Annotated in this window: 8 protein-coding genes; 4 read left to right on the top strand and 4 right to left on the bottom strand. The window is 57.0% G+C overall.

Going from position 1 to position 11,197, the window contains the following annotated elements; translation table 11 throughout:
* Positions 1-185 precede the first annotated feature (185 nt).
* Positions 186-1,226, bottom strand: a complete 1,041-nt coding sequence (locus tag P8935_RS14045) for a diguanylate cyclase (protein WP_348260927.1) — start codon at positions 1,224-1,226, stop codon at positions 186-188.
* 362 nt (positions 1,227-1,588) lie between these two features.
* Between P8935_RS14045 and P8935_RS14040 the strand changes: the two genes are divergently transcribed.
* Entirely contained in the window at positions 1,589-3,742 is a 2,154-nt protein-coding gene (locus P8935_RS14040) for a DUF1800 domain-containing protein (protein ID WP_348260926.1), read from the top strand.
* Between the two features lie 13 nt (positions 3,743-3,755).
* A complete protein-coding gene (locus tag P8935_RS14035) occupies positions 3,756-5,003 on the top strand; it encodes a DUF1501 domain-containing protein (RefSeq protein WP_348260925.1) in 1,248 nt (415 codons plus the stop codon).
* Between the two features lie 20 nt (positions 5,004-5,023).
* On the opposite strand, the gene P8935_RS14030 is transcribed toward P8935_RS14035, so the two are convergent.
* The 3 genes from P8935_RS14030 to P8935_RS14020 all read right to left on the bottom strand — a co-directional run bounded on the left by P8935_RS14030 (position 5,024) and on the right by P8935_RS14020 (position 9,801).
* On the bottom strand, positions 5,024-7,669 hold the full coding sequence (locus tag P8935_RS14030) for an ABC transporter permease (RefSeq protein ID WP_348260924.1): 2,646 nt from the start codon (positions 7,667-7,669) through the stop codon (positions 5,024-5,026).
* Between the two features lie 70 nt (positions 7,670-7,739).
* Positions 7,740-8,069, bottom strand: coding sequence for a PadR family transcriptional regulator (locus tag P8935_RS14025; protein ID WP_348260923.1), 330 nt, complete (start codon positions 8,067-8,069; stop codon positions 7,740-7,742).
* A gap of 169 nt (positions 8,070-8,238) precedes the next feature.
* Complete coding sequence (locus P8935_RS14020; RefSeq protein WP_348260922.1) at positions 8,239-9,801, bottom strand: peptidase S10; 1,563 nt, start codon at positions 9,799-9,801, stop codon at positions 8,239-8,241.
* A gap of 71 nt (positions 9,802-9,872) precedes the next feature.
* Here P8935_RS14020 and P8935_RS14015 point away from each other — a divergent pair, with 71 nt between their 5' ends.
* Positions 9,873-10,595, top strand: a complete 723-nt coding sequence (locus tag P8935_RS14015) for a peptidylprolyl isomerase (protein WP_348260921.1) — start codon at positions 9,873-9,875, stop codon at positions 10,593-10,595.
* 57 nt (positions 10,596-10,652) lie between these two features.
* Positions 10,653-11,183, top strand: a complete 531-nt coding sequence (locus P8935_RS14010) for a peptidylprolyl isomerase (RefSeq protein ID WP_348260920.1) — start codon at positions 10,653-10,655, stop codon at positions 11,181-11,183.
* Positions 11,184-11,197: the final 14 nt, after the last annotated feature.

Below are 11,197 nucleotides of genomic sequence, written 5' to 3'. Positions count from 1 at the left end.
TAAGCAGCCCGCGAGCAGCATCGATAGGCAGTTGCAAACTGATGTCAAGAACTTGCTCACCATGGGCCTCGCTTGGGTAAGCGTTGGACGCAGCAAACGCATCTGCGTTTGAGAGTAGCGGATCAGCTTCTCGCCAGTCGACAGAAGGTTTTCACCCCCTCAACAAACTTGCGACAAATAACGTCTCAGCATGCCGCCAGAACACAGGTTGCCATGCATTGTGGATCGCATCGGGAACAGATTTCGCGCTGAGTGGCGGAGGATTGAAGGATTTCCGGCAAAGACTTTTCACAGAGGACGGATCGGTTTCGGCCAGCATCCTTGGCTTTATAGAGGCCTATATCTGCCACTGCGAGGCAGTCTGCGGCGCTCATCTCGCCAGCCGAAATGACCGCACCGATGCTCAACGAGATGCGCACATCGCCTTGCGAGATGTGAACGGGCTCGCTGCAGATGGATTTGCGGATGATCTCTGCGCGTTGACACAACGATTCTTTGCCTGAGCCTGGAAAGGCGATAAAAAATTCTTCGCCACCATAGCGACCAACAAAGTCGTAGGAACGGACGTTCAGGCAGAGGCGGCGCGCGGCTTCTTTGAGCACCAGGTCGCCAGCCATGTGGCCGTACGTATCATTGACCTGTTTGAAATTGTCGAGATCAAGTAGGAGCAGCCCGGTGTGACCGTTTACGCGCGAGGCGCGCTCGAGTTCGCGCTTGAAAAGATCCAGGAAGGCGGTGCGGTTCCAGAGTCCGGTAAGCCCGTCACGCATGGCTTGGATACGCAACTCTTCGCGAGCGTGAATGAGTTCGTTCTGAAGCGCAAGGATGCGATTGGCGACGAGGAGACGTGCACGCAGTTCAGGGCCGCCAAAGGGTTTGCCGAGGCAATCGTCGGCGCCAGACTCGAGAGCGTGAACTACGTCGAGTTCGTCGGTGCGGCTGGTGACCATGAGGATGTAGTGGTAGTAGGAGCGGGATTTATCGCGCAGGCGACGGGAAAGCTCAATGCCATCGATTCCGGGCAAACCCCAGTCCATGATGACGACTTCGGGTGGGCGTTCCTGTTGGAGTACCAGCCATGCGTCCTCGCCGTTGTCGACAACGACGACCTCGTAACCCCATCGCTGAATCCAGTTCTTGAGGATGAGTCTGGAGACCGTATCGTCCTCGGCGATAAGGACGCGGGGAAGTTCGCTCCCGCATGGCCCTGACTCGAGTGGGTGCATCGTTTCAACCTCGTTCAGCCGCGGGCGGTGAGTAAAGCGGCGCGGACTATGGTTTAAAGAATATGGCAAGTTTATTCAGCGGGCCCAGTGTTTCAAATCACTCTATAGTGCTATCGATGGCTGTTTAGAATCAGTCGATTCCGTCGCCAAGCGTTAGTAGTTTTAACTTCGTTGGACTACCTGTTGAACCGCAAACCTGCGGTGGTTCATGGGTGCGGCAGGATCTGCGTAGAGCTTCTCCTATGGTTACGAAGGATGTAAATGCACGCTGTGACCACAACTTCCGCAGAAAAATAGAGTCATTCTAGACAAGAGGTCTCACTCGTAACGGACACAAGCCATCCTGAGGTAAGGAGCCGTAGATGCAGTTTTTTCATGGACCGCTGACCGCCGTGCTGGGCCTCAGTCTTGTCGCTCCGGCTGTTCCGGCGCAGACATCGGTTTCGGATACGAACCAGCCGCCGAAGCGGCTTTCCGGACGCTCGAACTACCACTCGACAGAGATACAAGGGGACGCGCGGATTCTGCACGCTCTGAACCGCTTCACATTTGGACCACGACCGGGAGATGTGGACGCGGTGCGCACGATGGGGCTCGACAAATGGTTCGATCAGCAACTGCATCCAGCGACGATAGGCGAAGTCGACCTGAGAGCGCGGCTGGCAGAGTTCCCTGCAATGCAATGGAATCCGCAGGAACTGCTCTTTCGAGTACCCAGCAATGCGATCATCCGTCAGGCCCTCGACGGAAAGATTCCGGTGCCGGAACGGGGTGCGCTGCACGCGGTATACGAGAATCAGATGTATCGCGTGAGTGTTAAGAAACAGGAGAAGGAACAGAAGAAAGTTGGTGAGCAGGCAAAGCCACGGATGGCGACAGATGCGGTTCCGCAAATGGCTGCGAATGCGGCGACGTTGATGGCTGCTTCGAACGACCAGAATAGCGTCCTCGTGCAAGAGCCGGGCTCGATGGATATGAATCAGATGACTGCCGAGAAGGCTGCGCCCGCAACGCCTGTCGACGATGGGCAGTTTCGACGGATGCTGGATCTGGCACCGGAGCAACGGGTACAGCGCCTGGTGGCAATGCAGCCTGAATCATTTGAGGCATTTTTCAAATCGTTGAAGCAGCAACAGCGCAATGCCCTGATGCAGGATCTTTCGCCTAATCTCAAGGAAGTGGTTTTGGATCTTGATAATCCGCAGCGGCTTGTGAACGAGGAGATGATTGCACAGCGGCTGACGCACGACATCTACGCAAATGCGCAGTTGCAGGAAGTGATGACGGATTTCTGGCTTAATCACTTCAATGTATTTCTGCACAAAAACGAAGCCACGCCTTACTACCTTGTGAGTTTTGAGCGCGATGTGATTCGACCGCGGGCGCTGGGCAAATTTGAGGATCTGCTGGAGGCTACCGCTCATAGTCCGGCAATGATGTTGTACCTCGATAACGCCAGCAGCATCGGGCCTGATTCGATGGCAGCGGAACGAGCAGACCGGCGCCCCAACAACAAGAAAAAGCGTGAAGGGCTGAATGAGAACTATGCGCGCGAACTAATGGAGTTACACACATTGGGGGTGAATGGCGGCTACTCGCAAGCAGATGTGACGCATGTGGCTCGCATTTTGACCGGATGGACAGTCGAACGTCCGGAGCGCGGTGGAGGATTTCAGTTTGAGCCTAACCGGCATGAACCGGGCACAAAGGCTGTGATGGGCGAGAAGTTCAAAGATCACGGCGAGCAGGAAGGGCGCGAACTGCTGCATATGCTGGCGACGCGACCCGCAACTGCACAGTTCATCTCGCGCAAGCTGGCACTACGCTTTGTGAGCGATGATCCGCCGCAGGCGCTGGTGGACCGGATGGCTAAGACGTTTCTGAGCACGAACGGGGACATCGCAGCGGTGCTGAGCACGCTCTTTCATGCCCCCGAATTCTGGGACGCCAATATCTATCGCGCAAAGGTGAAGACTCCGGTTGAGTTTGTGGTATCCGCGGCGCGCGCAGGGAATGCGGATATTGAGAATATGCAGCCGCTGGCGAATGCAGTGCGCGAAATGGGCATGCCGCTTTATGGTTGCGTTACGCCGAATGGCTATAGCTGGCAATCAGATACGTGGGTTAGCACCAACGCTCTGGTGAACCGAATGAATTTTGCGTTGTCGCTGGCTGCGAACCGGCTACCGGGAATTTCGATTGCCTGGGATCCGACGGCAAATGTGAACAACGACGCGACGATGCTGCAGACGAACCCGGCTTCACCCGATCCGCAGGTGGAAGAATCGCGGCTTGAGGCCCTTTTGGTGAGCGGCGGAGTAAGCGATTCAACGCGAACTGCGGTGTTGCAACAGTTTGAACAGCAAAGAAATCAAATCCAAAATAGCGCGGCGGCGATGCCGGTGGCGGTAAGCGAGCGGCAGAAGTTTCGCGCACGCGCAGTGTCGGATGTAGAAAGACAAGACCAGGTGCTGGCGGGGCTGCTGCTGGGTTCACCGGAATTCCAGAGACGCTGAAGGAGACGTGTATATGCAAATGAATCGACGGTTCTTTCTTCATAAGGGTGCGCTGGCAGTCGCGGGCACGACCGCGCTACCCGGTTTTCTGGTGCGATCGGTGTTGGCTGAGACGGCGGGCACGGCCAATCGCCGCATGGTGGTGATCTTTCAGCGTGGAGCGGCGGACGGCCTTAATGTCGTAGTTCCCTATCGCGAGAAGAACTATTATGCGATGCGTCCGAGCATTGCGATCCCGCAAAACCAGGTAATCGATCTCGACGGATTTTTCGGACTGCATCCGGCGATGACAAGCTTTAAACCGATGTTTGACGCGGGGCAGCTGGCGATTGTGCATGCTGCTGGTTCCCCGGATATGTCGCGGTCACACTTTGACGCGCAAGATTTTATGGAGTCTGGCACTCCGGGAATCAAGAGCACCGAAGATGGGTGGCTGAATCGCGCGCTGCAGGCGGAAGATCAGAATCGACGGCGGCGGCAGGAGACCGCGTTTCGCGCTCTGGCCCTGGGACCGGAAGTTCCGCGCACGCTGGCGGGAAAAATTCCGGCAATCGCGCTGAACAACGTGAACAGTTTTTCGGTGGCTGGCCGAGGACCTGCGCCGTCGCCTGCGGCGAATGCATTTGAAGCGATGTACGGAAGCAGCGGCGACCATATCTTTCACGCTGCGGGCGAGGAGACCTTCGAGGCGGTGAAGATGCTGCGCGCGGCGAATCCGGCACAGTATCAGCCGGCTGCAGGCGTGGACTATCCGAATTCGGAATTCGGCAATCGCATGAAGCAGGTGGCGCAGTTGCTGAAGTCGAATCTTGGCGTTGAAGCAGCATTCACTGATATCGGCGGATGGGATACGCATCAGAATCAAGGCAGCGTTGATGGACAGCTTTCGCAGCGGCTGCGTGATTTCTCGGAAAGTATTGCGGCGTTCTGGCGCGATATGGGCGACGACGCAGAAAATATCACGGTGGTGACGATGTCGGAGTTCGGGCGAACGGCGCACGAGAATGGCACGGGCGGCACCGACCACGGGCACGCCAACGCGATGTTTGTGCTGGGTGGAAACGTGAAGGGCGGCAAGGTATATGGAAAATGGCCGGGGCTCAACAATGACCAATTGAACGAGGGACGCGATCTCGCGCTAACCACCGATTACCGGCAGGTGCTCGGCGAGGTTGTGAGCAAGAGTATCGGCGCCAGCAACATGGATCTAGTGTTTCCCGGGGCACGGATTGCGCCCAACGGATTTCTCCAGCTGGTCTAGTTATTACACATCGGCCGTGGCTATTCGGCTCGCAGGGCTTCAGTCGGATTTACAGAGGCTGCGCGATGGGCCGGCAAAAAGCTGGCAGCTAATGAAGCTGTCCCAAGCACGACCGCGACGGCGGCCAAGGTCGCTGCATCCCACGCCTGGACGCCGAACAGCAGCTTGCCCATTGCCATGGATGCGCCGACTGCACATCCAAGTCCGATTCCGATGCCCGCAAGGGTAAGCCATCCGGCCTGGCGCATCACCATTTTGTACACGGTGCTGCGCTGTGCTCCAAGGGCCATGCGGACGCCGATCTCGCGGGTTCGCTGGCTGACGGAATACGCAATGACGCCATAAAGACCGACCACTCCGAGAACCAGCGCGATGATCGCGAAGCCGCCGACCAGCCATGTGGAGAACCGATGGATCAGGGCAGACTGCGTGCTGTTGATCTGATCGGTCATGGTGATCTCACCGTAGGTGCCGAGGTTGGGATCTAATTGATGCAATGTTTTGATGAGTTCGGGCAGGACTGCCTTCTCGTCGCCAGCGGTGCGCACAGCGATCGCGACGAACGTGCCGGGACTGTAATACATCGCTTGATATTCAGTCGGCCAGAGGTCGTCGTCGAGGCCGCCCTCGCGGACGTTGGCAACCACGCCAATGATTTCGCGAACACTCTTGGGGTCGAGATCGCCGTTGGCGACTTTCTTTCCGATGGGATCTTCACCGGGAAAGTATTTCTGCGCGAGGGCTTCGTTAATCACGATTTTTTGTGACCTGGAGGAGTCGTCGTCTTCTGCGAAGAGCCGTCCTCGAATCAAGCGAGCTTTGAGTGTGGGGAGGTAAGCGGGACTAACATCGCGTTCGTCGACTTCGTTGTGTTCGCCGTGAAAAGGCTTGCCGACGATTCGGATCCAATCGGTATCGCAGTTGCACTGGATCGGCAGATCGCTGGTGATGCCGACAGATTCGACGCCGGGCAGCGCAGAGAGACGTCGCGTGATCTCCCGGAATAACGCTACTTTCTGTTCGGGCTTGGGGTATGAATTCTCGGGAGCGGCCATTTGAAGAGTCGCAAGGTGAGTGGGATCGATGCCGAGATTGACGTGGAGCAGTCGATAGAAACTCTTTCCGAGCAAGCCGGCGCCTACGAGAAGAATGACGGCAACAGCGAGTTCGAGGACAACGAGATTAGCGCCCATGCGCTGCCAGAAGCGTCCTGCAGCGGAGCGGCCACCCTCGCCCAGGCCTTCTCGAATGTCCTGAAATGAGAGGCGCAGAATCGGCGTGAGAGCCATGAGCCCCGTGGTGAGAATGGCAATGGATGCTGCAAATAGTGCTGCGTGCGTTTGGAATCCAACGCGAGATAGGAAAGGCAAATTGTCTGCCATTGACTTAGGAACAAGGCTCTTCAAGATTGCAATCGCCCAATTCGACACGAGAAGACCGGCGAGGCATCCAGCGGAAGCAAGGAGAAGGCCTTCCGTTACAAACTGGCGGCTAAGGCGGGCAGATGTTGCGCCGAGCGCACCGCGGATAGCAACTTCGCGACGGCGCGATTCGGAACGGACAAGAAGCAGACTGGCAACATTGACTGACGCAATGAGAAGCAGAAGGCCCGAGGCAGCGAGCAGCGTGAGCAGCACGGGGCGAACCGGACCAATGATGATTTTCGAGAGGGGCTGAACAACGGCGCCCTGACCTTTGTTGGAACCTGGAAACTGAATCTCCAGTTGTGCGGCTATAGCTCTCATTTCCTGAAAGGCGGCCTGGGGCGTGACTCCGTCGCGGAGGCGTCCAACGCCGAAGAGATTATGGCAACTGCGCCGCTGTTCACAGCCATTCTTGTCAAGAAGCGGCACATAAAACTCGGCCGCGGCACGGGGGGCAAACTCGAAGGTGCGAGGAAGAATCCCGACCACTGTGTAGGCCGCTCCATCCAGTGTGATCGAGTGTCCAATGATGTCTGTGCTTCCGCCAAATCTTCTTAACCACGCGCCATGAGTGAGAATGACAATCTTCGCGCCGCCTGGATTGTCTTCGCCGGTGCGGAAATCGCGGCCGAGTTCCAGCTTGACGCCGAGGGTGCGGAAGAAGCCGCTGGTGACGCGAGCCGCGGGCACTGGTTCAGAGCCGGATGCGGTTCGCAACAGATAGCCCGTTCCGCCGTAGGCTTCGAGCGAACTGAAGGAGTGATTGAGGCGGTTCCAGTCCTCGTAGTCGGCACGGGAAAGATTCGAGCGCGGAAACATAGAGCTGTTTTCCGCGACATCCATAAGACGATTGGGGGCGATGTACGGCAATGGCTGGATGAGCGCTGCATCGACGAAGCTGAAGATCGCAACGCTCACGCCCATTCCCAACGCGAGAATGAAGACGGCCGTGAGAGCAAAGCCGAAGTTGTGGCGAAGTTGGCGCAGCGCAAAGCGCAAATCTTGCGCGACCGTCTCCCAGCGGAACGTGACTAAGTTGTGACTTTGTTCACGGAGATAGGTAGCGTTTCCGAATTGGCGCGCGGCGGCGGTGTGGGCTTGTTGCGGAGGCATTCCAGTAGCGATAAAGTCCTTTTCGGCCTGGTCACGATGAAAGGCCATCTCTTCGTCGAGTTCACTACGAAAGCGAGTGCGACGGAATAGGATGGAGAGCTTATTTGCGAATAGAGTGAACGGGTTCATCGGACCTCCGCGTCAATCAGGTGTGCAACGACTCGGTGGGAAAGCAGAGTCTTTGCCGGCCGCTACGAGATCAGGCCGGCTCGCTCAGAACGCGACCAATGGCAGCGATCATCTGTTCAAACTGCGATACTTCGAGGCCCAATTGCTTGCGACCTGCCGCCGTAAGTGTGTAGAAGCGGGCGCGGCGATTGGTTTCGGTCATCTTCCATTCGGCTTTGACCCAACCCTGAAGGAGAAGCCGCTGCAAGGCGGGATAGAGCGAACCCTCTTCAACCGTCAGCACGTCATCAGAGAAGCGTTTGATGGATTGAGCGATGCCGTATCCGTGCAGAGGGGTACGCGTGAGGGTCTTAAGGATGAGCATGTCGAGGGTGCCGGGAAGCAGGTCCGGTTTCTTCATGTTTCTATGTATAGGATATCTATGGGTAGAGAGTCAATGGAGATAGGAACAATGGGCAATGAGCAGGGATGGAGGAATAGGGAGTTGGCACCAAGGACCGGGGGGTCTCTGGACAGATCGAACTAACAACGTCCAGTTGTGGTCCCCCACGTCCCTGGTGCCTGGTTTTTTAGTGTTTGGAGTACATATCCATTACATCCTTGCGAAGGGCGAGGCGGCTGTCGGGGCGGGTGTAGAACATGTGGCCGCCGGGAAATTCGCGCACGGATACTCGAGACGGATCGCCCATAAGTGGCATCTGGTTAACGGTAAGAACGGAGCCCATGAAGGGGCACGAAAGGTCGTTCCAGCCGTGGACGATGAGGACGCGAAGCTTTGGATCGGCGGCGACCGCCTCTCGCAGATCGGGCACCGAACCCTGGCGCAATTCCGCGCTGTCGCGATCCCAATGACGGCCTACGTCGTACGAGAGTGCGTTATAGCGGGCGTCGACTTTCCAGCCGACGGTGCGCGTGACAAAGTCCACCATGGCGGTGGTGAGCGGCGCAACTATGCTGGCGAGGATTGGGTCGTTGGCACGCTGCTCTGGTGCGAATGGGAATGGATCGTAGGAAGTCACGTTGGAATCGTAGACGGAGCCGAGTTTGCCCTCTTCGCGATGGACTTCCCGGAGATATGCCCCGGTCTCGATACGGCCGCCGGAGAACTTAACGAATGCCGGATCGAGACCCGTGAGTTCTGTGACGTGCGCGATCATTTTCTGCGTGGCGGCCTCGTCGGCTCGGCCTTTGAGAAGCGTCGTTGCATATTCACCCTGGGTATACGCGATCACGTCGGCCATGGCTTCAGGAGTAAGCTTCTTCTCCCGCTCGAAATGAGCCGCAGTGATGGAGGGGAGCGTCATCATCCATGGAAGGGGAGAGAGGTCGCCATCGTTCTCGATGGTGGGGTTGAGATAAGGCGAAACGAGAACCACGCCGTTCATGGCGACGCCCAGTTGCGACTGGAGGTAGTGGGTGATGCGCGGGCCGCGGAAGCCACCGTAACTTTCGCCGACGAGATACTTTCGCGAACTGAGGCGATCGTTTTTGACGAGCCAGTCGTAGACGATGCGCGAGAGATACTCGATGTCGGGGGCGGTCGAGTAGAAGAGCTTCTTGGTGGTGGCTTCATCCACAGTGGAGCGACTGAAGCCCGTGCCGATGGGATCGATGAAGACAAGATCCGTGAAGTCAAGCCAGGTGCCGGGATTGTCGACAAGGTTGGCGGGGTCGGAAGGGCTTGCACCTTCGTTGCCAGCATCGACGCGTTTTGGACCGATGGCGCCGAAGTTGAGATAGACGGATGCAGCGCCCGGGCCGCCGTTGAAGGCAAAGGTGACGGGACGATTTGCGCCTTCCACAGTGAAGGCTGTCACGACGACTTCGCCTGCAACCTTGCCATCACCATCGCGCGTGGGCAGTGCGCCGACAGTGACGGTGTAGTGCAGAGGCTTGCCGTCAAGTTGAATGGTTTGCGCGGCGTGTGCTTCAGCAGGAAGCGGCGGCAGGCCGGCTTTGTCGTCGGATATCTTCGGAGCGGATTTGTCTTTACCTGCTGCGGCTGGATCGGTTGCTGCGGGTGCCTTATCGGCCTGCGCCACAGCGCGGGCAGGAGCGATCGCAAGGCACACAAGAGCGCACGAGAGAATAGCGGGGCGCCAGGGGAAGTTCTTCAGATGTATAAATCTCATTCGATAAACATACATTGCCGATCGCGGGCTCTGGCAACGGGGCCGCAGGATGATTTACCCTCGAACGTGGCATGAGATTCAGAATCAATTCTTTCGCGTCGACCCTTGCCATCGCTGTTGCATCGATGACCGCAGTAGGGCAAGAAGTTCCAAAACCAGTTGAACCGGCACTTCCCGATGCTCCCCAGGCAACGGCCGCGGCTATGATCCATCCCAATGGACCGACGGTGATTATGGATACGTCGATGGGGCGCATCACCTGCCATTTTTTTGAAAAGCAAGCGCCGAAAGCGGTGGCGAACTTTATCGCACTCGCGCAAGGCACAAAAGACTGGGTCGATCCGCAGACTCAGAAGACGATGCACAACAAGCCGCTGTACGACGGAACGATTTTCCATCGCGTGATTCCAGAGTTCATGATCCAGGGCGGCGATCCTACGGGAACTGGCGCGGGCGATCCAGGATTCTCGTTTGAAGATGAGTTTGATCCGAACTTGAATTTTGATGTGCCGGGACGGCTGGCGATGGCGAATTCCGGACCTGGAACCAATGGAACTCAGTTTTTTATCACCGAGGTGCCGACCGAGCACTTGAACCAGCACCACACAATCTTCGGGCAGTGCGATGATCCGAGCGTGAATGTGGTGAAGACGATTGCGCGGGTTGAACGCGATCCGGATGACAAGCCGGTAACTCCGGTGGTGCTGAAGAAAGTCACAATTGTTCCAGAAGGCCAATCTGTCCCGCCTGATCCAAATGCAGCAGCTAAGCCTTCACCTGCCCCTCAACCGTAGCCGGTTTTATTACGGTCTTGCGAAGACTGACATTCCCACAAAGACTTAGGAGTATTTATGGCACTCGCACCAGGAACTTACGCAACGTTCAAAACTAGCGAAGGAAAAATTGTTGTCCGCCTGTTTGAGTCGGACGCTCCGATTACTGTGAAGAACTTTACCGAATTGGCGGAAGGCAAAAAGGAATGGGTTCATCCAACGACGCGTGAAAAGTCTTCAAAGAAGCTTTTCGACGGAACGATTTTTCACCGCGTTATTCCCGACTTCATGATTCAGGGCGGCGATCCTGCGGGCACGGGCATGGGCGGACCGGGATACAGGTTCGAGGACGAAACGAAGGGATCACCGCACAAATTCGACAAGCCGGGCAAACTCGCCATGGCTAATTCCGGCCCCGGAACGAATGGTTGCCAGTTCTTCATCACGGTTGCGCCGACAGCGTGGCTCACCGGCAATCACACGATCTTTGGTGAGGTCGTGGAGGGGCAGGATATCGCCGACAAGATTTCAAAGGTTCCGCGCGGTGGTCAGGATAAGCCGAAGACGCCGGTCGTACTGGAGTCGGTAACGATTGATCGGGTGGCGTGATAGCAGTTGTCAGC

Origin of the sequence: Telmatobacter sp. DSM 110680, assembly GCF_039994875.1 — a bacterium.
Lineage (GTDB): Bacteria > Acidobacteriota > Terriglobia > Terriglobales > Acidobacteriaceae > Telmatobacter.
This window is presented reverse-complemented; position numbering and strand designations above follow the sequence as displayed.

Excerpts from the sequence above, each read along its gene's own strand:
- P8935_RS14045 (WP_348260927.1), bottom strand. The coding sequence starts at position 1,226 with ATGCACCCACTCGAGTCAGGGCCATGCGGGAGCGAACTTCCCCGCGTC.
- P8935_RS14040 (WP_348260926.1), top strand. The coding sequence starts at position 1,589 with ATGCAGTTTTTTCATGGACCGCTGACCGCCGTGCTGGGCCTCAGTCTT.
- P8935_RS14035 (WP_348260925.1), top strand. The coding sequence starts at position 3,756 with ATGCAAATGAATCGACGGTTCTTTCTTCATAAGGGTGCGCTGGCAGTC.
- P8935_RS14030 (WP_348260924.1), bottom strand. The coding sequence starts at position 7,669 with ATGAACCCGTTCACTCTATTCGCAAATAAGCTCTCCATCCTATTCCGT.
- P8935_RS14025 (WP_348260923.1), bottom strand. The coding sequence starts at position 8,069 with ATGAAGAAACCGGACCTGCTTCCCGGCACCCTCGACATGCTCATCCTT.
- P8935_RS14020 (WP_348260922.1), bottom strand. The coding sequence starts at position 9,801 with ATGAGATTTATACATCTGAAGAACTTCCCCTGGCGCCCCGCTATTCTC.
- P8935_RS14015 (WP_348260921.1), top strand. The coding sequence starts at position 9,873 with ATGAGATTCAGAATCAATTCTTTCGCGTCGACCCTTGCCATCGCTGTT.
- P8935_RS14010 (WP_348260920.1), top strand. The coding sequence starts at position 10,653 with ATGGCACTCGCACCAGGAACTTACGCAACGTTCAAAACTAGCGAAGGA.